This is a genomic window from Candidatus Nitrosopumilus koreensis AR1, from assembly GCF_000299365.1.
GTDB lineage: Archaea > Thermoproteota > Nitrososphaeria > Nitrososphaerales > Nitrosopumilaceae > Nitrosopumilus > Nitrosopumilus koreensis.
The window spans coordinates 62,616-87,067 of sequence record NC_018655.1; the positions used below are offsets into that span (position 1 = coordinate 62,616).

A 24,452-nucleotide genomic window follows, 5' to 3' on the forward strand; every position below is an offset into this window, starting at 1 on the left:
GATTCTTTAGGTATTTTCTATATTGTGAACCAACCAGATTTTAGATATGATAGGGCAATATTTAGGCCAAATAAAGCAAAAGTGAATGCATAGATTCCCCACATTACGCCATTTACCGATTTTTCTGAAATTCTTTTATCAATTATTGTATGGATGAATTTTCCACCATCTAAAATTGGTAATGGAAGCATGTTGATTATTCCGATGAAAAATGATATCATCCAAAGCCATAAGAGAAACATTGAAACATTTGGATCATTCCATTCAATGAAATTCATTACCGGTTTGTATGCAAATGAATTATCTCTCATAATACCGATCAATCCTCTTTCTGGATCATCTGGTGCTGCCATTACTTCAAGATTAAATTCTAAAGGCTGTCCGTCTCTAAGCACGGAAACACTTGCCATATCTCCTGGATTCAAACTGGGGAAATCAACCGGACTTAAAATCGGTTTGTCATTGATTGATGTTATAATGTCGTTTGCAAGCAATCCTGCTTGTTCAGCTCCTGAGTTTTCAATGATTGAAAGAATTAGAACACCTTCTGGTAATTCATAAAATGAACTCAAAAGTGGTTCAGGTAAAACCATTGCAAAAAATGGGTTTGTAAGTAAAATTGCTCCTAAAACGAATGCAAAAATTACATTTGATGTGGCTCCTGCTCCAATTACTCTAAGCTTTGAAATTTTTTTTGCTTTGTTGAATTCTTCTTCATCAGGTTCTACAAACCCTGCAAACATTGCGATGAATATTGCAAAACCTCCTGTTTTGATCTTGATTTTTTCTAATGCTGCAACAATTCCATGTGCACCTTCGTGAATTACTAGTACAACTGGAATTGATAATAGAAAATATGTGATTGATGCAGCTGAGGTCAATGTTACACCTGGAATCAGAACCGTCAATTCTGAGAATTCTGTTTGTGCAACAAAAAAGTTTGCAACATTATTTAACAAAAACCAAAATGCAAAACCCATCATGAGAAAACCTGAAATTACACTTACATCTGCAAAAACTCTAATTCCTCTTCTTGTCCGACTAAGAAGTTTCAAAAGTATTGAGTTGACTTGTTTATTTTTGTAAGTTAGACTGTATGCCTTTATTTCAAAACCGTGTTTTTCTAATTTTAGCCCCTTTGCAACAATGACAATAACAACCCATGCCATTAACACATAGATAATCGAATTTTGGGTAATAAAATCAAGTTCCAAACTAATTGTAATTTTTTTAAGGTACGGACATTTATCGGTTACTATGAAACCGGCAGTGATCATCTCAACATATCCTGATAAAAAATCAATCACAAAACTTGCAAAAGTGTTTGTAAAAAATAAGACAGTCGCATGTGTCAATATTTCTAAAATATCTTCAATCTACTCTTGGAACAAAAAAATTGAAAATACCTCTGAATACATTGCTATTTTTAAAACTACGTCAAAGAATAAGAAATTACTTGAAGAAAAAATCAAGGAAACCCATCCATATGATGTTCCTGAAATTGCTGAAATTGATCTAGCTTCAATAAACAAACCATACCTTGATTGGCTGATAGACTCTACAAATTAAGATTCTACTGAATATCGTAACAAGGAAACAATTCCTCCCAAACCTGTTACTCTTAGACCGATGTCTGTAGACGAGTCGACACTATACATCTTCACTCCCTTTTTCTCGACATCATTTAGAAAATCTATCATTTTTTGTTCATCATCTTGAATTGCTTTATCTGAAAAAACAAGAGACTCAACTGCTCCCATTTGGTTTGCATTAAACGTCTCATCAAAACCCATAGTGAATTTTTTACTTTTTTATTTGCAAGAAGCATAACTTCATCGATAATTGATGATACTTTTGCCAGTTTACTATCTGACATTATATCTTTCATTGTGTTGGATTTTGTAAATGTGTAAATTCCATCTTCTCCTCCGGAATCTATTCCTTCAACCACCTGTACTTTGATTTTTTGAAAATTTGGAGATTTTTGAATAAAATTTGCAAATCTTTTCTTTGTTTCACCAGGACCAAAAATTACTATCTCATCTCCATCTTTTAGAATAGTTGAAACTGCTTGTTGTACTTGTTCAAAGAATTTTTCGATGTTAAAATTAGTTTTGTATCTCTTTCCTCCAGAACCTGAATAGATATTTGGCATAAATTCTAAATGTGTTCCTCTTAATCTTGCAATTCCACTATCTCCTGTGTCTATTGCTACTAGCACAAAACCAACTTGGTTGTTACTTGATTCTAAAAGATTTTTTTCAAATGGTAACCATTTTTTCTTTGAGATTGTAATTCCATCATTAATTTTCAAAATAAATGAGTGATGTGTTCCATGTGGTACTGATTCATTACTTGATTCAGATATTGTTCCTCCGATTCTTAATCTATCTAACACGTCATCAAGTGAAATTTTTTCTACAGTTAATGCAATTCGAACTTTAATTCTCTCTCCTTTGTCTGGCCTTGAATAGTCTTTATCTTGTTTTAGTACTCTAGTTGTATCGCCAATAACTTTGTCATTTTCTTTAATTATTCTACGTAAATTCAAAAGATCATCAGAATCTTCTGGAATTACAGAAATTAAATTATCATCAATTTTCTTTGTAATCATGTTGTTATTCTAGTCTACAAAGAGAAAAGAGTTTAGTTTGTTACTTCGTTAGCTTTTTCTTCAGATTTCTTCTTCAGGTAACTTTCAACCCAATCCAAAGTAAGAACTCCTGATTCAGCCAAATTTGTTAAAGAATTTGCAGATGCTTCACCCGTTACTTTACCATGATTTCTTTTTAATTGACGCCATTTGAGAGATGTATTGCCACTCTTTGAATTATAGATGATTCCCAGAATGTCCCTTGCATTAACAAATGTAATGTCTCTAATTTTTTTCAATGTTACTTTGTCAGCTGCTTCGACATAAATTGCACCTAGACTGTCTTCTCTTTCTGCAAATACTTCAGAGTCCTCCAAATAACTTCTTGGAGCATAAGATTTGCATGTACTAGAGATGATGAATCTTCTAAAACTCTCTACTGATGCCGGGGTGTCAATTGCAACCATTTTGAATGAATAATCTATTGGCCATTTATAATATTATGTAAAATTGTTTATGCGTTGCTTGCCTGCTATTTTTCTATTTGAATATGCTTCATAAGTTAATCTAAGATTAGCTTTTTTTCCATCACAGATGCTTTAAGATCAATGTGTTGGGAGTAATTATGTTTACTCGGAATTATAAATTTAGATTATATCCAAATTCTAACCAAGAACGTCATTTACAAAATAATTTGGCAGTATGCAGATGGTTATACAACAAATTTGTAAAACAAGCTAAAAAATCATTTCTTAGTAGAAATGATATGAATTATTTTTTAACTGAACTAAAACAATCAGAACCCTGGCTTTACAACTATTACAGTAAAATGCTTCAAATGGTATCGACACAGATTGAATCGGCAGAGAAATCATTAATTAAACTAAACAAGAAAGGATACAAAACAGGCACTATAAAATTTGCGATATACAATGAATATCGTACTTTCACGTATAACCAGTCAGGATTCAAATTTGAAAAGCGTGGAGATAAAACATTATTGCATCTCTCAAAGATTGGATATGTAGAAATCAGAAGACATAGGAAATTTCCAGATAATGCAAACATAAAACAAGTTATAGTTACAAAATCCAAATCAGGAAAATGGTATGCATGTTTAACATGCGATATTGTGGAATCATTGTTCAACATTCCAAAAATTGATTTCAAAAAATCAGTCGGAATTGATGTCGGCATAAAATCATTCACGTATGATTCAGATGGTTGCTCCACACCAAATCCATTAAACCTCAAAAAGATGCTAAAACCACTTGCAAGAGCACAAAGAAAGGTATCTAGAAGAAAGAAGGGATCAAACAACAGACTCAAGGCAATACGACACTTACAGAAAATACACGAAATAATAGCAAATAGAAGAAAAGACTTTCAGCACAAACTATCTACACAATATGCAAAAAACAATGACGTCGTATTTGTAGAAAAACTGGAAAAACTAAACATGGTAAAAAATCGTAGATTATCTAGAAGTATAATGGATTCTAGTTGGGGAATGTTTTTGCAAAAATTGGAATACAAATGCAAACTGTTGGTTGAAGTATCATCTCAAAATACAACTATTGATTGCTCACGTTGTGGCAACAAAGTGCCAAAGGGTTTAACTGTTAGAATTCATAGATGCGGTAAATGTAATCTTGTAATTGATAGAGATTACAACGCAAGCATCAACATCTTGCAAAAAGGATTGAAAATATTTGGTCAAGATAATCTACCTCAGGAACTGTGGAAAGTAACGCCTGTAGAGATCTCTATGAGGTCTGTGAAGCAGGAACAAATCATCCAACGTTTTAGATGATAGTTCACCAAGCTTCTTGAAAGACTCAATAGGAATCTCGCTCAAACATGGTTTGCAGGTGGTGATGAACCTATCCCTTTGAAATGATGATGAGGATCTTGAGTTCTGAGCCTGCCTATGATTTTAATTGGTGATTCACTTAGAAAATTTATGAACTCCCTTACTGAATATCTGACCTTTAATGTTCAATCACGTAGAGGCTTTGTCAATATTACTCCTGATATTAGAAAATTAGTAACTCAAAGCAAAGTCAAAGAAGGTTTGTGTCTTGTTAATGCGATGCATATTACTGCAAGTATTTTTATCAATGACAATGAGGGTGGACTACTACATGATTATGAAAAATGGTTAGAAGAATTAGCACCTCATGCTCCAGTTAATCAATACAAGCATAATGATACTGGAGAGGATAATGCAGATGCCCATTTAAAAAGACAAGTGATGGGAAGGGAAGTAGTTGTTGCAATTACTAATGGTGAATTAGATTTTGGTCCATGGGAACAAATTTTCTATGGGGAATTTGATGGAAAACGACCAAAAAGAGTTTTAGTTAAAATAATTGGTGAATAGTTTTCTATCCAAAATCTGCATCACGTTTTTGACTTTGTGATTCATTCTTTCTTGCAGCAGCCCTGAATTCTTCATCATGATTTTGAGGTCCATGTCCACATTTTACACATGCAATTTTGAACCCGTCATCATTTTTTTCATACGTTTCACATCCGCAAAAACATGCCATGCATAGTCTAATTTCTAAGATGATATATCTTTTAGGATGTTGCTATGAAGATGCTTTACAACATTCTCCAACTGGAATGTCATGATCATGAGGACATTTTCTTGGATGTTTTAGCATTGTACATAATGCATCTGTAAATTGTTTGTTCATATGATGTTCTATGCCGCATACCATTTCTTCATCGATATCCACTTTGAGTGCACTATCCATCAAAACTTCTAATAATCTACTATTTCTCATCATGCTAGAACCAATTGCTTGACCTTCATCTGTAAGTTTGACCCCTGCCTTGTTGTAAGTGACCAAATTCTTACTGTTCAGTTTTTTTAGCATTTGCACTACACTTGGTTGTCTTACATTGAGCATCTTTGCAATTGTGCTAATTTTGACTTCTTCTCCTCTTTCTTTGATGTGCCAAATTGCTTTAAGATACATCTCCACATGTTCAGCTTCTGCCGTTCCTACAAACAGAGTTTCTTCATCATCATCTAATACATCCATAATTACACCTTCTTTGAATCTTTTAATAAATATTCGAAATATTGACGTGCAAATCCTGCTAATCCTGCATGATCTGCCCAAATTGCAACTACCTCTGAAGAATTTTCAGCAGCAACTGCTGGACCCAATAATATTACGACATATTTTTTATCTGAAATGATGCCTCCTCCAAACAAACCTTTCTTGATTTTTACAGTTGCAACTCTTTTGATTGCTTTGATGTACTCTTTATCCATCTTATCTGATGTGAGTATTGTAATTTCCACTCCCTTGTCATGAAGTGATCTTAATTTTGGCAATGCTTGTTTTACTAATTCTTCTCCTGCTTCAGGTAACGCAATCATTACTTCATTTCTGCATGTTTCAACCATCTCTAGAATCTTTGCTGCAATGTTTATTGCGCCTGATAATACCCAGATGTCTGGCTTTTCACTAGTTCCACTTTTTTCATACAATGGAACTAGCTCATTTAGAATGACACTTTGATTCTGCGAAAAATCATTTTCCATTTTTTGCTTTGTAGTTTCTAGTCCTGTTGACGGTGATTTTGCAAAATATTTTGTTGGTCTAGAATCATCTGTCCCAATCCATCCTTTCTCCTCTAGAGTACCTAGAACTTCATAAATTTTTGAATATGGCACTCCTGATTTTTGACTAAGCTCTGATGCTGTCAGTTCTCCTGATTTTAGCAATGCAGAAAATGTTCTGATCTCATAACTTGTTAGACCTATTTTTTCTAAAGCCTTTCTTGTCTTATCAGATATGCTCATGCGATCTAGTCGTTCAGTTTTGATATTTAAATCACGTATGCCTACTTCCTAAATTCCACCCGAGGCCAAGTATGAAATGCATTATATACCATTTCAGAAAAATGCCTATAGAAGCATGGCACTGATTCAGATATCTAATCAATCTACAAAAAATTTAGGAAAAAATCTACTATTAGATTCACTCAAAGCATTTGTCCAGATTGTAACATGATTTTAGATGCTGAAGTATTTGAGCGAGATAATAAGGTCTTCATGTCTAAAGTATGTCCAACTCACGGTGAATGTGAGGAACTGTACTTTGGTTCTTACGAATTATACAAGAAATTTAGTACTTATTGGATGGATGGTAAAGGCGCACATTCTCCAAATGTAATGATTGACAAATGTTCTTGTCCAAATAACTGTGGATTGTGTTCAAACCATTTGTCTCATAGTGGATTGGCAAACATGATTGTAACTAACAGATGTGACTTGACATGTTGGTATTGTTTCTTTTATGTCAAGAAAGGTCTAGAAGGTGCTTACATGTATGAACCAGATCATACTCAAATCAGAGGAATGATGAAGACTCTGAGAGCAGAAAGACCAATTCCTGGAAACTCTATGCAAATTACCGGTGGTGAACCAATGCTTAGAGATGATATTGCTGATGTTATCAAAATTATGAAAGAAGAAGGTGTTGATCATATTCAGATGAACACCAATGGAATTAGACACGCAATGGATCCTGAAGCTGCACGCGAAGTAAGACTTGCTGGATGTAACAACTTGTATCTCTCATTTGACGGTGTAACTGCAAGAACAAACCCAAAGAATCACTGGGAAATTCCATATGCACTTGATAGTTGCAGAAAGACTGGAACCACTGTAGTATTTGTTCCAACTGTAATCAAATCAATTAATGATCATGAGTTAGGCGGAATTATCAGATATGCTCAAAAGAACATGGATGTAGTTCATGCTGTAAACTTCCAACCAGTATCACTAACTGGTAGAATGGGTAAAACTGAACGTGAAAAATACCGAATTACTGTTCCTGATTGTATCCAAAGAATTGAAGAGCAAACAAATGGTGAGGTAACCATTGATGACTGGTTCCCAGTACCAAGTTGTATGCCATTAACAAACGTGATTGAAGCGTTCTCAAGCAAACCAAAATACGAATTATCAATTCACTTTGCTTGTGGTGCTGGAACATACATCTTTGAAGATGAAGAAACAAAGAAGTTTGTCCCATTAACAAAATTTTGTGACATCCAAGGAATGTTAGAATTATTTGAAGATAAGGCAGAGGAAATTCGTTCTGGTAAAAACAAATACTTTACAATGCTTGAAGTTGTAAGAAAACTCAAAGGATTTGTTGATTCAAAGAAACAGCCAGCAGGATTAGACTTGGCAAAGATGTTTGGAAATATACTCATGAAGAGATCATTTGATTCAGTTGGTTCTTGGCACGTCAAAGGACTATTCCTTGGTATGATGCACTTCCAAGACAAATACAACGAGGACCTAGAAAGACTGCAAAGATGTGATATTCACTATGTTACTCCTGACCTTAGAATAGTTCCATTCTGTGCATTTAATGTAATTCCAGAATGGTATAGAGACAGAATTCAGAAAAAGTATTCTATTACTGTTGAAGAGTGGGAAGAAAGAGAAGGCGTCAAACTCGAAGATGGTCTGTACCGTGGCCTTATGAGGCGTGGCGCAGGTGACGAACTTGCTGCTGGCTGTGCAAAGAGCCAGATGTTCCATGATGCAGCGCAAGCAACAATGTAAAATCAATAAATCTATTTTTAATTAATAACATTTTTCAACTCAGTAAAACATTTTTTGATTGTGACTCTATCTGAATCTCAAACAATTGCTTTGCTTGAAGTTTTACGTATCTTACGACACAATGAAAGTAGGTTTGCTAGGAAAAAAATTTATGAATCATATCTTGATAGAAAATTTGAAAATTTAGAATCTTTAGATCTTGAAACTATACATTATGTAGAAAAATTAAATGGTGATTTTGATGAAATAGGTTTTCTTGTTGAAGAATTTCAAATTAAAGAACAACTATTTCCCTTATACTCAGACACTATTAGAAGGATTTGGATTATTTTAGAAAACTATCTACAAAAAGAACAAAATAAAAGAAGCAAAAAAGATCCTGCAAGCAAACAATTTAGTTATTATTTTACCAACCTTGCTCAAGAGGCAAAAAAATATCGAGATAAAAATAATCTGCCAGAACCTGGAATAACTGATCTTAGAAATACATAATGAAATACTCTTTCTAGACTCATTCCTTAACAAATATAGACCTTTAATAGAAACAATAATTTTTAATTTTTATGCGAATTCTAATGATCTCTCCTACGAGTTCAGGTATAGGAGGAATTGCTCAACATGTTCAAGGACTAAAAAAATTCTTAGAAGATAAGGGTAATGAGGTTGATATCATCTCATCTGAAAATACTTTTACAATTCCTATCAAAAGATTAAAAAATCCTAGCTTTATGGTTTCTTCTTTTATTAAAAGTAAATTTAAAAAAAACTATGATATTGTTCATGCCCAAAATCCTATGTCTGCTTTGGCCATGAAAAATGTAAATGGAAAAAAAATACTTTCTTTACAAGGAGATTTTTCAAAACAAATCTCATTACTTCATGGTGAAACTGCAGGAGGAATATCTAAAAAATTAGAGAAAAATGCATTAAAATGGGCTGATGTAATAACAGTTCCTTCACAAGAAATGTATGATGAATACACAAAAGAAGGATACAAAGTCACTGTTGTCCCAAATGCAATTGACATCTCATCATTTCCAAATGATGAAGACAGACGTTATCAAAAACAAATAATCTATGCAGGTAGATTATCCAAAGAAAAAGGAATTTTAGACTTGTTGGAAATTTCAGAAAAATTGTCAAAAGACATTCATCTACTTGTAGCTGGTTCGGGACCTGAAGAGAATGGGGTTAGAGAAATAACAAAAAAATTTTCTAATATTCATTTTTTAGGATATCAGCCTAAAGAAAATATGATCAAATTGATTCGTGGTTCAGATATTCTCATACAACCTTCAATTATGGAGGGCGGTACAAGTTCTACCTTGCTAGAAGCTATGGCTTGTAAAACTCCAATAATTGCTACATCTGTTGGTGGTAACAAAGAGACAATACTTCATATGAAGACTGCATATGTTATTGCACCAAATCATCCTGAAGAGATCTATGATGCAATCAATGATTTATTTGCCAATCCTGAAAAACAAAAAATTCTGTCAGAAAATGCTTTTAAAATCGTAACCAATTACGACTGGGAACATGTTGGGCAAAAATACTTGGATGTCTATAACTCTGCCTAGTTTTTTGATTCATATCTTTTTATATTAAATTTGGAATTAAAAGATGAAAACAATGAAAGTAAGTCTAGTCAGAGCCCGATACCCAAGTGTTTGGGAACCAACAAATTTAATGTATGTTTCATCTTTCATTAAAGACAGATACCAAGGTAATCTCGAGGTACAAATTCTAGATGGCTTTTTTGACTCTGATGAACAAATTCTAAATCAAATTTCATGTTCTGACTATGTAGGCTTTAGTGGAACAACACCGCAGGTTCCACACATTAAAAAATTAAGTAAACTTGTAAAGAAGGAATATCCCTCTATGAAAACAATTGCTGGAGGTTATGGGCCTTCTTTGCAACCTTTCAAATTTCTAAATGATCCTACAATCGACTATCTTGTAGTTGGCGAAGGTGAACAATCAATGCTGGATATCTTAAATGGAAATGTAAATCAAAAACTTGTCAGCAGTACTCCAATTGCTGATGTTGATTCAATTCCCAATCCTGATAGAGACTCTATAGACTTGAATCGATATATCTCAATTGCTGAAAAAGATGAGGGACGAAGAGTTACTTCTATTATGACTGAACGCGGATGCGCATTTGGTTGTACCTTTTGTGCAGAGGGTCAATTTGGGACAATATGGAGAAAAGCGGGTCTTAAAAACGATGATCTTGAATACGAAAGAGCAGTCAGATTACGTGGACGAAGCCCCAAATTAGTTGTAGAAGAAATGATTGAGGTACGAGATCGATTCAATATCACATTTTTTAAAATGAATGATGCTGAAACAAATCCTTCCCGAGCACATTTTCTAAAACTTTGTGAGGAAATGATAAAACAAGAAGTAAATGTTCCGTGGGGATGTAACATGAGATGTGATAAAGTAGATGATGAAATGTGTGAGATGGCAGTAAAGGCCCATTGTGAAGAGTTCTGGATGGGATTAGAATCCGGCTCCCCGGAAATTCACCGTGATATCAACAAAGGAACTACTGTTGAGATGATCAAAAAAGCATTTGATGTTTCAAAAAAATATGGAATAAAACGGAGGACTTATGCATTACTAGGGACTCCATTAGAGTCTTATGAAACAATAAAACAAACTGAAGAACTGATTGATTATGTTGATCCTGAAATTATTGGATTTTCAATTCTTGCACCATATCCTGGAACAGCATATTGGAAACCTGAATATGATAAACTAGATTGGTCACAAATCGACGAATTTTCTAATACCACATGGAGTTCAAGCAACCTCACTAATCAGGAACTACGTACTGAACAAGCCAGACTAATTGAAAAATATTCCGATAAACTTGCACCAATAATTAGAAAAAAGCAAAAATTAGGAATGGGCGGGTCCCAAACCCTTGATTCCATTATGGGTGCAATGTAAGAGAAACTAATGGTAGAAAACTATGATTCAAAGATTTGGTAATGAGGAAATAAATGCTGTAAAAAAATCTATAACCAAATCATCGCTCCTTTCAGGTTATACCAATAAATTTTTGGGTGGAGAAATTATTCAAAAATTCGAAAAAGAATTTGCTCGGTTTCATAAATGCAAATATGGAATTTCTGTTAATTCAGGAACAAGTGCATTGTTTGTAGCTCAATTAGCTGCTGGAGTAAAAAATATGAAAAAAGTAAGTGTTCCATCTATAACTTTCACAGCCACTACTTCTCAAGTTGTTGCATGTGGAGGCTCTCCAAATTTTGTTGACATTGATCCTGAATCTTATTGCATGGATTTTGATTTTTCAAAAAAATCTCCATTTGCAATACCTGTTCATCTTTTGGGACATCCTTGTAATCTTGAAATGATTAAAACCATGAAAGAATATGGTATGTTTGTCATTGAAGATTGTGCACAAGCCATGGGTGCAAAATCTAAAAATAAAATTGTTGGTAGTATGGGTGATTGTGGAATTTTTAGTTTTCAAGAAACAAAACATATCACAACTTTAGGAGAAGGGGGAATTATTGTAACAAACAATGAAGAATTTGCTGAAAAATGTAGAAGTATCAGAAATCATGGAGAGTATTACAAAGATCAAATGTCTGTTGGATTTAACTTAAGACTAACTGATGCACAAGCTGCATTTGGGATTGTTCAACTGAAACGATTACCCAATATTTTGAAAAACTTTCGAAAAAATGCAACCCATATCATGAAAAATCTTCCTGAAAATATTCTTCCACCTATAATTTCAAAAAATGTAGAACATTCATTTCTCATTATTGGATGTCGATATGATTCTACACATGGGATTTCAAGAGAAAAATTTCTTGAAAGACTTACAAAAAACAGGAAAAAATTTCTTAAGAATGAACAAATCTCTGACATAAAGGGATTAAACTTACGACCAGGAAAAATTATCAGTTCTGGATATAAAACCACTCAATACAACATTCCACTTTATCGAAAATACCGACCAAAGAAAATCCATCCAAATTCTGAAAACTTTCTTAAAACCAGTTTGTTTCTTGATATACATAGATGGCGAAGCCAATCTGAAATTAATGAGGAACTAAAAATTCTTAATAATACATTTTCTGAACTTAAAAAAACATGATTCTTTATGAATGAAATTCATTCACTAGTAAGTGTTTTATGGCAATTAAATCCAGAAGTGAGAATATGACATCAATATTAAAAAATAAATCAATTTTGGTTACTGGTGGTACTGGTACTATTGGAAGTGCATTAGTCAAGCAAGCAATAATAGAAAATGCCAAAAAAATTATTGTTTTTAGTAATGATGAAAATGGTCTTTTTGAATTAGAAGAACAATTTTCTAATCATAAAAATATTGAATATGTTATAGGCGATATACGAAATGAAGATATCGTTTCTTCAATCATAAAAAATATTGACATCGTTTTTCATGCTGCTGCACTAAAACATGTTGATAGATGTGAATCAAATCCTTTTGAAGCAATTACAGTAAATACGATTGGAACTCGAAATGTCATTAAATACTCCATTATAGAATCTGTCAAAAAAGTTATTTTAATTAGCACTGATAAAGCTGTCAATCCAATTGGTGTAATGGGAGCAACAAAACTTTTGGCTGAAAAGCTAATGTCTTCTGAGGGATTTCAACAAAATTCTAAAACAATTCTTGCCACTGTAAGATTTGGTAATGTTATAAAATCACGTGGTTCAATTTTGCCAAAGATTGAAAAACAAATTGCAAAAGGTGGACCTATCACATTAACCGATCAAAGAATGATGAGATTTTTTATGAGTGAACATGATGCAATTAATCTCATTCTGAGTGCTGCTGATCTTGCAAAAGGAGGAGAAATATTTGTTTCAAAAATGCCATTACTAAACTTAAAAGAACTATTTGAAACAATGAAAGAAATTCTTGCTCCTAAATTTGGTCACGATCCAAACAAAATCAAAATGAAGACTATTGGAATAAGACCTGGCGAGAAATTAATTGAATTTTTGCTAAATAATACAGAAATGGAAAATGCGCTAGAAACAAAAAATTTCTTTATAATCCCTCCTATATCTAAGCCTGAAAGACTCAAAAAATATGTAGGTGCAAAAAAAGCTAAGAACATTCAAAATTATTTTGAAAAACTTCAACCTATTTCAAAAAAAGAAATCAAAAATCTTCTAAAACAAAGCTATGAATCATAGACATTCTCAAAAATATCATAATCTATTCTGAAAATCTTCATATGATATGTAAAACCTTCTTCTTGTGAATCAAATTCTTTGATTAAATATGGAAATTCATTTTCATTTTCAAAAACATTTTTTAAAAATTGAACCCTATACAAGAAATGTTCTGAATCATCAACTATAATGTGAGTTAATCCTGATTCTTTGTTATTTTTGATAAATTCTTCTAGTGATACATTTGTAATTGGAATTAACCCATTACATTTCCTAGGGTCTAGGCATTTTGAAATATCATTTGAATCATTAAATTGATTTCGTAATATTGGAAATTCTTCTATTTCAGTTAATCCAACAATTGGAAGATATCCTGATTCTGGAATGTATTGATTGATAATCTTAGTTTTTTCTGCAACAATAAATGAAAGTTGGTATGCTTCAAATTCCCGTTGAGACTCTTCATTTTGATATTCAAAAAAACCTATGGATGCCAAAACTATACATGATGTAGATAGTATCAAAAGAAGATCTTTTTTTGATACTCGATCATATATTTTTTTGATTGGATATAATGATACAATACAAAAAATTGGATATAGTAAGAAAAGATATCTTGTGTCAAATGCTTTTACTGAATAACCGTAAAATGCAGGAATTGCAAAAATCACAATTAATGCAGTAATTGAGATTTTTGTAGGTTCTCTATTCTTCCACATCAAAAAAAAGCCTATAGGTAAAATCAAAACAAAGCTTGGAATTGCTGCCCATCCCAACATTTTTACAAAATTTACTATTCCTTCACTAATCCAATTGTAAATTCCTATTGAACTAGAACCTCGTTCAATTTCGTTCTGTGAATTAGATATTTTACTCGTTAAAGAGTCGTATCCGGTTACTTCTGTACGTAAAACTGACATTGGTGCAACTACTAAAATAAACAGAAATAAACATAATAGATATTTTAAAATTAATTTATTATTTTTTTATGATTTAAAAAATACCATGTACTTATTCCAATTAATATAAAAACTCCTTCAACTCTTACAATTGTTGCAATTCCTGCACAAATAAAAGCCAGGAAAATGAACTCATTCTTTTTACTTAAAATCAAAAAAACACTCAACGCTGCAAATAAAATGTAAAGAGGTTCTGTGACTCCTAACAATGAATTTTCAATAATTCTTGGCTCAAATGCAAAAATTGCAGCACCTACAAGACTTAATTTATCATTAAAAAATTTTTTACAAATTAAAAAAACTATTGGAATTGTCAGACAAGAAATTATTATACTTAAACTTCTTTGTAATATCATATAATCTAAAAAATTTTCAGAATTTGTCATGGAAAAAAATACTGACATAAAAAGTGGCCAGCCATTATTTCCTACATTGTATCCTCTTGGTAGTTCTCCTGTTATGCTGACATCATTTGCATACCAAAAATAATCTAATGCATCTTGTGTTAACGGTAACTCAAATGGTGTATAAAAAATCCTTATTATCAATCCAGAAACAAATAATCCTATTAAAAGAAATGATGTATTTCTCAAAATTCTAGGTTTTTGATTTTCTGGCCTTCTAGTCTTATTGTTGAATTCAGAGTTCATAACAAAAAATTCCTAAAAATATTATTAAACTATCCTAGATCTTGGACTGAATTTTTTTATGCCTGACAAATATCCTGCCTCTGCTACATTAGCTATAACTAGTGCTACAGCTAGTCCTAAAATCCCATATATTTCTCCTAAAATGAATATTAATACAATTTGTACGACAACAAAGATCGCTGAGGCTATTACAACAGTTTTGATTTTTTCATTTCCCATAAATTCTGACATATACATGAAAGTAACTGTTTTGGGAATTATGGCTATGCTAAGAATTTGTATTACTAAAATTGCATCCAAAAATTTTGGAAAGAAGTTAGGGATTAGAATTGGAGATAAAAAAATTCCTAATACAGCTAGTATTCCTGATGCACCAAACACAACTTTTTTTAATTTTATGTTTGGTTTTCCACTAGCATCTTGAGGAAGTGTGTAATACAAAACTGCAGCAGGCAATAAAGATAATAAATTAAAAATTTGAATTCCTAAATAATAATTTCCTAATATAGCAAATCCAAAAATTGGAGCAATAATTAATTTGTCTAAATGCCCACTTAAGACTTTTGAAATATCTAAAACATAGTTATTTGCAATAAAATTTTTTTTATTTTTTAGATGTTCTATTGAAAATTCGGATTCTTTTAGACTTTTGTATACTATTATTACAAATGGAATAAAAGATAATCCAATTCCTAATATTACTCCATCTGGACCTATTCCAAAAAATAAACCCATGGCCAGACCAAACATAAGTGATCTTTGGGTAATTATTAATTTTGAATATTTTATATAGAATTTTTTTCCTAACGTTTCGCTTATTATTAAAGTGAAAATTACATATCCTAAAACATGAATACTTACCCCTAAATTCTGAAATATGAAAAATATAATTACCGAAGAAATAATCCCTGATAATCCAACCATATACCATAATGATTTTTGAATTTTTTCTCCTTTGGCAGTATACACTGTCATTGTATTGTATGCACCTAATCCTGCTGCAACTCCTACAATTGATGCAATAGAAAGAAAATACCCTATTTCTCCATAGGCTTCAGCATCCATTAATGCTGCTAATAAAATCCAAAAAATTCCACCAATTGCAGATGCAACAAGATTTGCCACGCCTATTGCTGTTAGATCTTTAAATCTCACAACAAGTTTGATGATTTTTTCAAAAAACTTTGTCATAATTTTTCCAATTCTTTTAATTTTCTTTTCCTTCTCTCACTAAGTTTACCAATGTAAATAACAAAATTGCATTCATCAGAAAAATTAAACCTAAAATTGTTGTTCCAATTCCAATCAACGAAACGTTGGTTATTATTTGTCTAGTTTCAGCAAATCCCTGAATTGCCCAAAAACTAAAAATAAACCAATAGATAAAAGAACCACTCCTGGAATCCCATAAAACTTCAAAGGTCTTTCTATTGAAATGAATTTCATTGTGCTTACTATCACTGATGCACCATGACTCACCGGATGATGTGTTGATGTATTTCCTTCATACAAAATTGTTACAGGAATTTCAAAAATTTTTAAATTTGCTTTATTTGCTTTAATTAAAATCTCTGTAGATACCCCCATTCCATTTTCTGATGGAGTAATAGATTCTAGAGCTTTTGAATTATATGCCCTTAAACCACTTTGTGAATCTGTTAATTCTTTCTCTCCGGATATATTGGCAATCTTTGTGATTACTTTGATACCTGTTTTACGATAATTTGGAATATTTGATTCATCTTGACCTAAAAACCTAGAACCAATTACAATGTCTGCCTTATCTTTTGTTAATGGTTCAATTAGTGATGTGATATCTTCAACTCGATGTTGACCATCTGCATCAAATGTTACTAAACTATCTGTATTCAATTCTTTTGCTTTAAGAAATATACTGCGAATAGCTGCTCCATAACCCAAGTTTTTTTCATGGCGTATTACTATCACATTCATTTTTTCAGCAATTTTTGCGGTCATATCACTTGAACCATCATCACAAACTATGATGGAATAGCCCTTATCCTGTAATTGAACAATCACTTTTGCAATATTTTTTTCCTCGTTGTATGCAGGTATTCCAATTGTTATCAAAATTATTTCCTCTTTTTACCTAAAGTAGATAAGGATGACGACTCAATTTATAATAACAACTAGAATATTGTTGATAAACTATGAAATCCAAAAAAATTCTGATAACAGGCGGTGCAGGATTTATTGGAACTTCGCTTGCAAATACTCTTTCTAATAATAATGATGTAACGATTTTTGATAATTTTTCTGTAAATGCTAATTTTCAAAATTATTCAAATAATGAAATTATTTTGGTGAAAGGAGATTTGTGCAATCCTGATGATTATCAAAAATTAAGTAATGATTATGATGTTGTATTCCATCTAGCTGCAGATCCTGAAGTTAGACTAAGTGTAACTAATTCACAATCAATATTTCAGAATAATGTTCAAGCGACCTACCACTTGCTAGAATGGTTAAAGACTATAGAAACAAAAACAATTTCATTTACATCAACATCTGCTGTATATGGAGATGTAGAAATTTTCCCAACACCTGAGACGATACAGTGTTTTCCAATTTCCTTGTATGCTGGAAGTAAATTAGCTTGCGAATTCATGATCTCTTCATATTGCCATACCTATGATAAGATTGGTACGGCGATCAGACTTGCTAATGTGGTAGGGCCTTTTTCAAAACATGGTATACTTTTTGATATGCTAAATAAATTAAGAAAAAATCAAAATGAACTTGAGATTTTAGGAGATGGTACTCAAAACAAGTCATATCTTTACATAGATGATTGTATTTCTGGACTTTTAGCAATAACTCAAGCAAATACAAAAAATTTTCAAATATTCAATCTAGGTTCTGATACGCAAATTCAAGTTAAAGACATAGTTGACATAATATTGAAAAATACTAATTTAGAAAATACTCATAAAAATTTTTCTGGTGGAACAAAAGATGGTCGTGGATGGATTGGGGATGTAAAAACCATGCTGTTGGATATTAGCAAATCTAAGAGTTTAGGATGGACTCCATCTCTAAATAGCTCTGAATCTATTGAAAAAACAGTAATTGAATTATTAAAATCCAAACCTATTTTTGATTAATTCTGTTATATCCAATCTTATTTTTTAGAACAAATGCATTTTTTGGTGATACAAAAAATGTTAATGGTGTTATTAAAAAATAAATTAAATCGTAAGTTGAATTAAATCCTAAATTTTTTACTGCATTTTTCTTGACTTGAAAATTTATTTTTCTATTTTTTCTCCAATTTTTTCCTCTCATAACTGAATCTGTAGTTTCTCTTAATCTAATCAATGGTTTTGGTATATTTCCAACTTTGAATCCATTTGAAATAACTCTAAAATACAAATCATAATCTTCTGCACCATTAAATGATGTATTATATGTACCAATTTTTTCTATGATTTTTTTTCTAAACATTATTGATGGATGTAAAAATGGATTATGAAACATGATTTTCTTTCTAATTTCTGAATTTTTTGTTGGTGGTTCAATGGTTCCTAAAATTTCATTATTTTCTGAAATTGATGTTGCCCAACTTCCTATTAGGTCTAAATTATTTTCTCTCAAAAATTTTTCTTGTTCCTCAAACCTATTTTTTTCAGAAATATCGTCTGCGTCCATTCGTGCAATCAATTCCCCGCTTGCTTCATTGATTCCTTCATTTAATGAATTTGCAATTCCTTTTTTTTGTTGTAAAACTACTTTTAATCTTGAATCTTTTGATTTTTCCTTAAGGACTGATTCAATATCTTTATCTAAATCTGAATTTGATTTTTCAAAAATTACAATCACTTCAATTTTTTGATATGATTGTTCTAATATGCTTGAAATGCTTTGAATTAGAAGTTTTTTTTAATTTTAAAAACAGGGATTAGAACAGAAATGAGTTCTTTTTCTATCATCTTATTTGATTTTTCTGGCATGAATAAAACCATATTCATTACTGTGTTTATCAGGTATTAATTCAACTTGATATTCTATATTTTCTAGAAACTTTTTCAATTCATTTCCATTATGAATATTATCATTATGATATTCTAACGAAATCAATTCAATTTTATTAAAAATCTGTTCGTTATTCATTAAAATTTCATACTCCGCACCTTCACAATCTAATTTTAACAAATTACATTTTTCAATTTTATTTTCTTCAAGAATTTTTTGTAATGTAATAGATTCTACTTTTTTTTCTTTTGGTCCTTTTTTATTTGTTGAAGAACCTACAGTTCCAAATTTACCATATTCATCAGAAAACAAAGTGCTTATTCCATTCTTTTTACCAACAGCTTTTTGATACGTTACAGTATTTTTGATTGAATTAATTTGAATATTTTTTAGAAGCTTATCATAATTTTTTTCATCTGGTTCATAACAAAATATCTTTGCTGATGGATATTTTTTGCCAATATATACTGAAAAAGTTCCAATATTAGCACCAATATCAATTATATGCTGATTTTCATTTGTTTTTATCAAATATCGATCATAATTATTTTCTGAAGAAAAGTTTTCTATAATTGCAACAACATCCAAAGCATTTTCATTTGTATAAAAATTAATTCCATTTTTTAATTCTATTTTTGGTGGACATTTATTTTTTATAATTAACTTTAAAGTTTCTTTAGAATTCTTTGTTATATTAATTATTTTTAAAATAATTTTTATTTTATGAAATAAATTTTGAATTTTCATGAATCTAATTACTTTTGAATTGGTGAATCACATTTAAAATTTCTTTTATTAATTATTATCTCTTTTTTCTATAAATTTCATTTTTTGTCCATCCTTTAAATGATGTTCCAAATCTTACTTCATTTTCATCTACCCATTGTATGGTTTCCTCTAATCCTTCCCTAAACGAAGTTGTGATTTTCCAATCAAGTATTTTTTTTGCTTTATTATTATTGCATTCTAATTTATTTACATCAAAAGGCCTAATCCTCTCTTTATCCGCTTTAATTTTGTAATTTTTATTCAATATTGAGCCAATAATTTTTACAATTTCTTTAATTTTGTAAGATTTTCCACTACCTAAATTAATCGTCTCACCAATTGCTTTATCCGTAAAAAGTGCTTTAATCACTCCATTTGCTGTATCTCTAACAAATGTAAAATCTCTTGATGATTCTACATTTCCAAGTTTTATTTCCTTATTTTCTTTTTTGAACTGTGAAACGATTTCTGGGATGATATATGGCTGTGTAATTCTAGGCCCAAATGAATTAAATGGTCTAATTATGACTGCTGGGAAATTATGTTCTTTATGAATTGTAAAAACTGCTCTATCTGCTGCTAATTTACTTACTGCATATGTTGAATGTGGTAAAGTTGGATGATTTTCATCCATTGGACTTTTTTTTGCTGTTCCGTATACTTCACTTGTGGATATGTGAACAAAATTTTTCATTTTTTTATTTTTCATTGAAGCTAAAATTACATTTAATGTACCATTTGTATTCACATCAAAAAATTGCTGCGGGAAATTATATGAATCAGGAATGAATGGCAATGCCGCCAAATTTATTACATATTCACACTTTTTAATTGATTTTTCTAAAAGTTTTTTATTTTTTATGTCTCCTTTAATGATTTCAATATTTTGAATATTTTTTAGATACTTTCTTTTACCTGATGAAAAATTGTCATAAATAACTGCCTTTCCTCCTGAATTTGTTATCTGTCTTACGATTTCTGATCCAATAAATCCTGCACCGCCTGTTATCAGAATTTTTTTCCCTTTACATTGTTCTATAGTTTCAATTTTCAATATTATATTACACCAAATTTAGATTGTTTATTTAAATAATCCTAGATTAGACTTAAGCCTAATTGATCAAGTTTGTATCTGAAAAGGACTTTGAAATATCAAAAAGATCATTTCCTATGTCTTGTGTAGATCTAATTGTCTTAAATCCACAATCTGAATTTTTGTTGGTAAAACGAGCAATTTCTCCCTATAAGAATAAGTGGTGTTTGCCTGGTGGAATAATCCATTTTGGAGAAAAATTAGAGGCTGCTGTAAAACGAATCTCTAACAATGAATTGGGTATCAATACAAAAATCATTGAAGAGATTGGTTTTTTTGAAAAAGTTTATCCTGGAAGACATGATATCACTCATTGTTTTCTTGTTTCTACCAAAAATACTAACATAAAATTAGATTTCCAAGCATCTGATGCAAAATTCTTTTCTCAAATTCCTTCTCAAATAGGCTCATTTTATATCCCAATGCTTCAGAAAGCAATTTTTCTAGACAAGTAATTTAAATAATTCATAACTTGATTTGACATACTGTGATTAACTGGAATGAAAAAAATGTCTTAGTTACTGGCGGAAATGGATTTTTAGGCTCATATGTTATTGAAGCATTGAAAAAAAAATCTGTTAAAAATTTAATCACACCTACATCATCGGAATGTGATTTAACTCAACACGAAAATTGCAAAAGAATTGTTAAAAATATTGATATTGTTTTTCATCTAGCTGCTAAAGTTGGTGGTATTGGATTCAATAAAGAAAAACCTGCAGAATTATTTTATGATAATATAATGATGGGAACACAATTAATGAATGAAGCAAAGAATACTGGCGTAGAAAAATTTATTGCGTTAGGAACAATTTGCAGCTATCCAAAATTTACGACATTGCCTTTTTCTGAAGATTCTATATGGGATGGATATCCTGAAGAGACAAATGCTCCATATGGACTTGCAAAAAAAATGTTGCTCGTTCAATCTCAATCCTATAGGCAACAATATGATTTCAAATCAATTGTAGTGTTTCCCACGAATCTTTATGGTCCTAGAGATAATTTTGATCCATCAAGTTCTCATGTAATTCCTGCACTAATAAAAAAAATCCACAAATCAAAAATTGAAGATACCCCGTTAACCGTATGGGGTGATGGTTCTCCAACCCGAGATTTTTTGTATGTGGAAGATGCAGCAAGGGGAATTATCTTAGCTGCTGAAAAATATGATGATGATTCTCCCATTAATTTGGGATCTGGAAAAGAAGTTTCCATAAAAGAATTGGTCACTGTTTTATGTAAAATCATGAATTTTGAGGGTGAAATAATTTGGGATACATCAAAACCTAATGGTCAGCCACGAAGATGTGTGAGCATAAAATTAGCAGAAGAAAAAATTGGATTCAAACCTTTAGTGAATCTGGAAACTGGTTTAGAAAAAACCGTAAAATGGTATATTGAAAAAATTAATGGAACCTTGTGATTACAATGTGCTTTTTACAATCCTAAATCGATATTTCAAAAATTTCTTTCAAAATATCATTCCTTTTTTTAAGGGAAAATTCTCCCTTTTCAATTGTCAGTTTAGATTCTTTTCCTATCTGATTTCTTAATTTTTTGTTTTCAATTAAAAGTTTGAAATTTTCAATTAATTTTTTTGTCATAAATGGTCTTAATTTTCGCATTTCTACTAGAAACTGTTTTGAATAATCATTAGGGGCCCCATTTTTTGCATAAAATGATTTTGGTTTAGGAAGATCTATCAATATACCATTTTTCATATTTTGGATTAATTCTGGTGTGTTGTAAAGTGATGTTGCAATAACAGGTAATCCATAACTCATAGCCTCTAAAACTGATAAATTAAGTACTTCAAAGCCAGAATGAGGAAAAATATCTGATGTTTTAAATAATTTTTCTAATTCTCTTGTTGAAAGAGGTTTTTCTAAAATCGTAATATTGTTGTAGTTTTTCAATTTTTCTTTAAGGTGTTGAGGTACGATAGATCTTATTACTAATTCAACATTTTCGAAATCTTTTTGAATTTCTAAAAACGCATCAATTGTTTCATACATTCCTTTAAACTCAAAACTATCTATATTTGCTGGATTTGTACTTCCAAGAAATAAAATTTTTAACGTTTCATTATCTTGTTTTGAAAAATTTTTTGGTGGAACTGTATATCTAACAATCTTAATTTTTTCTGAAAAGTTTTTTGTATCAAAAGAATTTTGCAAAGTTTCTAAACTCCACTTACTCCAAGGCATTATACATTTACAACTATTTGAAGAGAGTTGTTTTGAAATGATACTTTTACTAAATTTTATATCCAAATATCCTGATAATGCGTTTGAATATTCTAAATCAACAATCCAGTTTTTTTCAGTTTTAATTACATGTTGTGATGCATAAATTAAATCTACATCATTTTGTATTGTGACATCAGAATTAATTTGTTTTAAAATATATGGTAATGAACCAAAAGACTGCAAAAATTGTTTGTATAAGTAATTCCTATGTTTACTAGCTATTTTTGTAAATATATGATTTTGACTTTCCTTTGATGAAACAATTGTGTATCCTTCAGGAGGATAATTCTTTAAAATATCATACAATGCATGTAATTTCATTCCTGTAAATCTAGATTTTAGATATATTCTTTTCATCGTTATCTTATTTTGTTATTTTATTTTTTATTATTAATAAAATCTCAAATATTACACCTAATCCAGCTTCAAAATTTAACATAACCATTTGATCCAAATTTTTTAAAAATACACTACTTTCTAAATTTCTTATACACCATGATGTTAAAGGATAATTTGGAAAAATCATGCCCAATGAATTGCGGTTAAATTTTTTTGCCAAATACAAAATCCCTTGCCATGATTCTCCATGTTCTCTTCTTAACAACATTTTTTCTGGAAACTCATTATATGAACCATATTTTACTATGTTAAACATAATGGGCCATTCATCACCCAAAAATCTTTCATTAATCATACTTTTTTGAAGAAACTGTGTTCTCATTACCCCGTAAATCATATTACTGGATTTTGATTTTAAAATATCCTTTATTTTTTTAGAATAGTTTCCTTTAATTGGATAGAGATTTGGCCTTTTTGAATATAATTTTTCTCTAATTTTTTTTCTAGTATTTACAATTTTTTTTCATCTTCATTTGATTTTATAAAATCTTCTTTGGAAACTGACCCCACAAATTCTTTATTTTTAACAAGAAATTCAAAATTCTTTTCTAAAAATTTTGAATCCCATTCATCATCTACTGCAGCCCATACAAAAAACTCTCTTTTTGCATTTTGTAAAACATAATCAAAATTTGACATACCTCCAATATTCGTAGATTGTTTATGATATGTAATTCGACTATCTTGTTTTTGCATTTCTAAACAAATTTTTTCTGTTGCATCTGTAGATGCATTATTTGAAATAATAATTTCAAAATCTTGAAATGTTTGATTCAAAATTCCTTTGATTCTTTTCTCAAGAAATTTTTCTCCATTATATACAGGTAATCCAATCGAAATTCCTGAGGAAAATTTATTTGAATCATTATTTTTTTCCATATTCCTTCTCTCGATTATAACTTATGGTTCAATTTGATGTTTATTCATTGTACCTTTAAAAA

The 24,452-nt window shown here is 30.7% G+C and carries 29 protein-coding genes; 12 read left to right on the top strand and 17 right to left on the bottom strand.

The window, feature by feature from the left end:
* Window positions 1-17 precede the first annotated feature (17 nt).
* Window positions 18-1,169 (bottom strand): site-2 protease family protein, encoded by a 1,152-nt coding sequence (locus NKOR_RS00290; RefSeq protein ID WP_014962374.1) that lies wholly within the window; start codon window positions 1,167-1,169, stop codon window positions 18-20.
* 88 nt (window positions 1,170-1,257) lie between these two features.
* Here NKOR_RS00290 and cutA point away from each other — a divergent pair, with 88 nt between their 5' ends.
* Window positions 1,258-1,569: a divalent-cation tolerance protein CutA gene (gene cutA / locus NKOR_RS00295; protein WP_014962375.1), complete on the top strand. Its 312-nt coding sequence runs from the start codon at window positions 1,258-1,260 to the stop codon at window positions 1,567-1,569.
* Here the strand turns inward: cutA and NKOR_RS10175 are convergent.
* Genes NKOR_RS10175 through NKOR_RS00305 form a run of 3 tightly spaced genes read right to left on the bottom strand, consistent with a single transcriptional unit; the run spans window position 1,566 to window position 3,060 of the window.
* A complete protein-coding gene (locus NKOR_RS10175) occupies window positions 1,566-1,793 on the bottom strand; it encodes a pelota family protein (protein WP_338032540.1) in 228 nt (75 codons plus the stop codon). The genes cutA and NKOR_RS10175 overlap by 4 nt on opposite strands.
* On the bottom strand, window positions 1,697-2,614 hold the full coding sequence (locus NKOR_RS00300) for a pelota family protein (protein ID WP_232212229.1): 918 nt from the start codon (window positions 2,612-2,614) through the stop codon (window positions 1,697-1,699). Before NKOR_RS00300 ends, NKOR_RS10175 begins: the two co-directional genes overlap by 97 nt.
* A gap of 32 nt (window positions 2,615-2,646) precedes the next feature.
* A complete protein-coding gene (locus tag NKOR_RS00305) occupies window positions 2,647-3,060 on the bottom strand; it encodes a hypothetical protein (RefSeq protein ID WP_014962376.1) in 414 nt (137 codons plus the stop codon).
* Window positions 3,061-3,218: 158 nt separating this feature from the next.
* Here NKOR_RS00305 and NKOR_RS00310 point away from each other — a divergent pair, with 158 nt between their 5' ends.
* On the top strand, window positions 3,219-4,406 hold the full coding sequence (locus tag NKOR_RS00310; RefSeq protein ID WP_083879815.1) for an RNA-guided endonuclease InsQ/TnpB family protein: 1,188 nt from the start codon (window positions 3,219-3,221) through the stop codon (window positions 4,404-4,406).
* Between the two features lie 150 nt (window positions 4,407-4,556).
* Window positions 4,557-4,976, top strand: coding sequence for a secondary thiamine-phosphate synthase enzyme YjbQ (locus NKOR_RS00315; protein ID WP_014962378.1), 420 nt, complete (start codon window positions 4,557-4,559; stop codon window positions 4,974-4,976).
* A 4-nt stretch (window positions 4,977-4,980) separates the two neighbouring features.
* On the opposite strand, the gene NKOR_RS09800 is transcribed toward NKOR_RS00315, so the two are convergent.
* From NKOR_RS09800 to NKOR_RS00325, 3 genes are read right to left on the bottom strand one after another with little or no spacing between them, the layout of a single operon-like run.
* Entirely contained in the window at window positions 4,981-5,145 is a 165-nt protein-coding gene (locus NKOR_RS09800; RefSeq protein WP_008296916.1) for a hypothetical protein, read from the bottom strand.
* Between the two features lie 42 nt (window positions 5,146-5,187).
* A complete protein-coding gene (locus NKOR_RS00320) occupies window positions 5,188-5,646 on the bottom strand; it encodes a metal-dependent transcriptional regulator (protein ID WP_014962379.1) in 459 nt (152 codons plus the stop codon).
* Between the two features lie 2 nt (window positions 5,647-5,648).
* A complete protein-coding gene (locus NKOR_RS00325; protein ID WP_014962380.1) occupies window positions 5,649-6,416 on the bottom strand; it encodes a TrmB family transcriptional regulator in 768 nt (255 codons plus the stop codon).
* Window positions 6,417-6,623: 207 nt separating this feature from the next.
* On the opposite strand from NKOR_RS00325, the gene tes reads away from it, so the two are divergent.
* The 6 genes from tes to NKOR_RS00355 all read left to right on the top strand — a co-directional run bounded on the left by tes (window position 6,624) and on the right by NKOR_RS00355 (window position 13,418).
* Complete coding sequence (gene tes / locus NKOR_RS00330; RefSeq protein ID WP_014962381.1) at window positions 6,624-8,195, top strand: tetraether lipid synthase Tes; 1,572 nt, start codon at window positions 6,624-6,626, stop codon at window positions 8,193-8,195.
* 60 nt (window positions 8,196-8,255) lie between these two features.
* Window positions 8,256-8,687, top strand: coding sequence for a hypothetical protein (locus tag NKOR_RS00335; protein ID WP_232203003.1), 432 nt, complete (start codon window positions 8,256-8,258; stop codon window positions 8,685-8,687).
* Between the two features lie 71 nt (window positions 8,688-8,758).
* The gene (locus NKOR_RS00340; RefSeq protein WP_014962383.1) at window positions 8,759-9,775 is read left to right on the top strand and encodes a glycosyltransferase family 4 protein; all 1,017 of its coding nucleotides are present in this window, start codon (window positions 8,759-8,761) and stop codon (window positions 9,773-9,775) included.
* 52 nt (window positions 9,776-9,827) lie between these two features.
* Window positions 9,828-11,159 (top strand): B12-binding domain-containing radical SAM protein, encoded by a 1,332-nt coding sequence (locus NKOR_RS00345; RefSeq protein WP_016939510.1) that lies wholly within the window; start codon window positions 9,828-9,830, stop codon window positions 11,157-11,159.
* Window positions 11,160-11,181: 22 nt separating this feature from the next.
* Window positions 11,182-12,339 (top strand): DegT/DnrJ/EryC1/StrS family aminotransferase, encoded by a 1,158-nt coding sequence (locus NKOR_RS00350; RefSeq protein ID WP_014962385.1) that lies wholly within the window; start codon window positions 11,182-11,184, stop codon window positions 12,337-12,339.
* Between the two features lie 65 nt (window positions 12,340-12,404).
* A complete protein-coding gene (locus NKOR_RS00355; RefSeq protein WP_232203004.1) occupies window positions 12,405-13,418 on the top strand; it encodes a polysaccharide biosynthesis protein in 1,014 nt (337 codons plus the stop codon).
* On the opposite strand, the gene NKOR_RS00360 is transcribed toward NKOR_RS00355, so the two are convergent.
* From NKOR_RS00360 to NKOR_RS00380, 4 genes are all read right to left on the bottom strand, one after another.
* Window positions 13,406-14,317 carry a hypothetical protein gene (locus NKOR_RS00360; RefSeq protein ID WP_014962387.1) on the bottom strand — a complete coding sequence of 304 codons (912 nt, stop codon included), beginning with the start codon at window positions 14,315-14,317 and terminating at the stop codon, window positions 13,406-13,408. The genes NKOR_RS00355 and NKOR_RS00360 overlap by 13 nt on opposite strands.
* 50 nt (window positions 14,318-14,367) lie before the next feature.
* A complete protein-coding gene (locus tag NKOR_RS00365; protein ID WP_014962388.1) occupies window positions 14,368-15,006 on the bottom strand; it encodes a glycosyltransferase family 39 protein in 639 nt (212 codons plus the stop codon).
* A 24-nt stretch (window positions 15,007-15,030) separates the two neighbouring features.
* Window positions 15,031-16,197, bottom strand: coding sequence for a lipopolysaccharide biosynthesis protein (locus NKOR_RS00370; RefSeq protein WP_016939512.1), 1,167 nt, complete (start codon window positions 16,195-16,197; stop codon window positions 15,031-15,033).
* Window positions 16,198-16,329: 132 nt separating this feature from the next.
* Window positions 16,330-17,097, bottom strand: a complete 768-nt coding sequence (locus NKOR_RS00380) for a glycosyltransferase family 2 protein (RefSeq protein ID WP_014962389.1) — start codon at window positions 17,095-17,097, stop codon at window positions 16,330-16,332.
* An 80-nt stretch (window positions 17,098-17,177) separates the two neighbouring features.
* On the opposite strand from NKOR_RS00380, the gene NKOR_RS00385 reads away from it, so the two are divergent.
* Complete coding sequence (locus tag NKOR_RS00385; RefSeq protein ID WP_014962390.1) at window positions 17,178-18,131, top strand: NAD-dependent epimerase/dehydratase family protein; 954 nt, start codon at window positions 17,178-17,180, stop codon at window positions 18,129-18,131.
* Here NKOR_RS00385 and NKOR_RS00390 read toward each other — a convergent pair.
* The 3 genes from NKOR_RS00390 to NKOR_RS00400 form a co-directional block, all read right to left on the bottom strand.
* Window positions 18,118-18,846, bottom strand: a complete 729-nt coding sequence (locus NKOR_RS00390) for a glycosyltransferase (protein ID WP_014962391.1) — start codon at window positions 18,844-18,846, stop codon at window positions 18,118-18,120. The genes NKOR_RS00385 and NKOR_RS00390 overlap by 14 nt on opposite strands.
* 111 nt (window positions 18,847-18,957) lie before the next feature.
* Window positions 18,958-19,746 carry an FkbM family methyltransferase gene (locus NKOR_RS00395; protein ID WP_014962392.1) on the bottom strand — a complete coding sequence of 263 codons (789 nt, stop codon included), beginning with the start codon at window positions 19,744-19,746 and terminating at the stop codon, window positions 18,958-18,960.
* A gap of 55 nt (window positions 19,747-19,801) precedes the next feature.
* The gene (locus NKOR_RS00400; protein WP_014962393.1) at window positions 19,802-20,821 is read right to left on the bottom strand and encodes a GDP-mannose 4,6-dehydratase; all 1,020 of its coding nucleotides are present in this window, start codon (window positions 20,819-20,821) and stop codon (window positions 19,802-19,804) included.
* Between the two features lie 62 nt (window positions 20,822-20,883).
* On the opposite strand from NKOR_RS00400, the gene NKOR_RS00405 reads away from it, so the two are divergent.
* Together NKOR_RS00405 and NKOR_RS00410 are read left to right on the top strand one after the other, a co-directional pair.
* On the top strand, window positions 20,884-21,315 hold the full coding sequence (locus tag NKOR_RS00405; protein WP_014962394.1) for an NUDIX hydrolase: 432 nt from the start codon (window positions 20,884-20,886) through the stop codon (window positions 21,313-21,315).
* A gap of 32 nt (window positions 21,316-21,347) precedes the next feature.
* Window positions 21,348-22,286 carry a GDP-L-fucose synthase family protein gene (locus NKOR_RS00410; RefSeq protein WP_014962395.1) on the top strand — a complete coding sequence of 313 codons (939 nt, stop codon included), beginning with the start codon at window positions 21,348-21,350 and terminating at the stop codon, window positions 22,284-22,286.
* 22 nt (window positions 22,287-22,308) lie between these two features.
* Here NKOR_RS00410 and NKOR_RS00415 read toward each other — a convergent pair whose 3' ends face one another.
* The 3 genes from NKOR_RS00415 to NKOR_RS00425 all read right to left on the bottom strand — a co-directional run bounded on the left by NKOR_RS00415 (window position 22,309) and on the right by NKOR_RS00425 (window position 24,390).
* Window positions 22,309-23,469, bottom strand: coding sequence for a glycosyltransferase (locus NKOR_RS00415; RefSeq protein ID WP_014962396.1), 1,161 nt, complete (start codon window positions 23,467-23,469; stop codon window positions 22,309-22,311).
* A gap of 7 nt (window positions 23,470-23,476) precedes the next feature.
* Window positions 23,477-23,833, bottom strand: a complete 357-nt coding sequence (locus NKOR_RS00420; protein WP_014962397.1) for a hypothetical protein — start codon at window positions 23,831-23,833, stop codon at window positions 23,477-23,479.
* A gap of 128 nt (window positions 23,834-23,961) precedes the next feature.
* On the bottom strand, window positions 23,962-24,390 hold the full coding sequence (locus NKOR_RS00425; RefSeq protein ID WP_014962398.1) for a glycosyltransferase family 2 protein: 429 nt from the start codon (window positions 24,388-24,390) through the stop codon (window positions 23,962-23,964).
* Between the last annotated feature and the right edge of the window lie 62 nt (window positions 24,391-24,452).

Excerpts from the sequence above, each read along its gene's own strand:
- NKOR_RS00320 (WP_014962379.1), bottom strand. The coding sequence starts at position 5,646 with ATGGATGTATTAGATGATGATGAAGAAACTCTGTTTGTAGGAACGGCA.
- NKOR_RS00355 (WP_232203004.1), top strand. The coding sequence starts at position 12,405 with ATGACATCAATATTAAAAAATAAATCAATTTTGGTTACTGGTGGTACT.
- tes (WP_014962381.1), top strand. The coding sequence starts at position 6,624 with ATGATTTTAGATGCTGAAGTATTTGAGCGAGATAATAAGGTCTTCATG.
- NKOR_RS00310 (WP_083879815.1), top strand. The coding sequence starts at position 3,219 with ATGTTTACTCGGAATTATAAATTTAGATTATATCCAAATTCTAACCAA.
- NKOR_RS00290 (WP_014962374.1), bottom strand. The coding sequence starts at position 1,169 with ATGGCATGGGTTGTTATTGTCATTGTTGCAAAGGGGCTAAAATTAGAA.
- NKOR_RS10175 (WP_338032540.1), bottom strand. The coding sequence starts at position 1,793 with ATGGGTTTTGATGAGACGTTTAATGCAAACCAAATGGGAGCAGTTGAG.
- NKOR_RS09800 (WP_008296916.1), bottom strand. The coding sequence starts at position 5,145 with ATGGCATGTTTTTGCGGATGTGAAACGTATGAAAAAAATGATGACGGG.
- cutA (WP_014962375.1), top strand. The coding sequence starts at position 1,258 with ATGAAACCGGCAGTGATCATCTCAACATATCCTGATAAAAAATCAATC.
- NKOR_RS00360 (WP_014962387.1), bottom strand. The coding sequence starts at position 14,317 with ATGTCAGTTTTACGTACAGAAGTAACCGGATACGACTCTTTAACGAGT.
- NKOR_RS00425 (WP_014962398.1), bottom strand. The coding sequence starts at position 24,390 with ATGGAAAAAAATAATGATTCAAATAAATTTTCCTCAGGAATTTCGATT.
- NKOR_RS00395 (WP_014962392.1), bottom strand. The coding sequence starts at position 19,746 with ATGAAAATTCAAAATTTATTTCATAAAATAAAAATTATTTTAAAAATA.
- NKOR_RS00350 (WP_014962385.1), top strand. The coding sequence starts at position 11,182 with ATGATTCAAAGATTTGGTAATGAGGAAATAAATGCTGTAAAAAAATCT.
- NKOR_RS00340 (WP_014962383.1), top strand. The coding sequence starts at position 8,759 with ATGCGAATTCTAATGATCTCTCCTACGAGTTCAGGTATAGGAGGAATT.
- NKOR_RS00315 (WP_014962378.1), top strand. The coding sequence starts at position 4,557 with ATGAACTCCCTTACTGAATATCTGACCTTTAATGTTCAATCACGTAGA.
- NKOR_RS00345 (WP_016939510.1), top strand. The coding sequence starts at position 9,828 with ATGAAAGTAAGTCTAGTCAGAGCCCGATACCCAAGTGTTTGGGAACCA.
- NKOR_RS00415 (WP_014962396.1), bottom strand. The coding sequence starts at position 23,469 with ATGAAAAGAATATATCTAAAATCTAGATTTACAGGAATGAAATTACAT.
- NKOR_RS00365 (WP_014962388.1), bottom strand. The coding sequence starts at position 15,006 with ATGAACTCTGAATTCAACAATAAGACTAGAAGGCCAGAAAATCAAAAA.
- NKOR_RS00370 (WP_016939512.1), bottom strand. The coding sequence starts at position 16,197 with ATGACAAAGTTTTTTGAAAAAATCATCAAACTTGTTGTGAGATTTAAA.
- NKOR_RS00420 (WP_014962397.1), bottom strand. The coding sequence starts at position 23,833 with ATGAGAACACAGTTTCTTCAAAAAAGTATGATTAATGAAAGATTTTTG.
- NKOR_RS00305 (WP_014962376.1), bottom strand. The coding sequence starts at position 3,060 with ATGGTTGCAATTGACACCCCGGCATCAGTAGAGAGTTTTAGAAGATTC.
- NKOR_RS00300 (WP_232212229.1), bottom strand. The coding sequence starts at position 2,614 with ATGATTACAAAGAAAATTGATGATAATTTAATTTCTGTAATTCCAGAA.
- NKOR_RS00325 (WP_014962380.1), bottom strand. The coding sequence starts at position 6,416 with ATGAGCATATCTGATAAGACAAGAAAGGCTTTAGAAAAAATAGGTCTA.
- NKOR_RS00385 (WP_014962390.1), top strand. The coding sequence starts at position 17,178 with ATGAAATCCAAAAAAATTCTGATAACAGGCGGTGCAGGATTTATTGGA.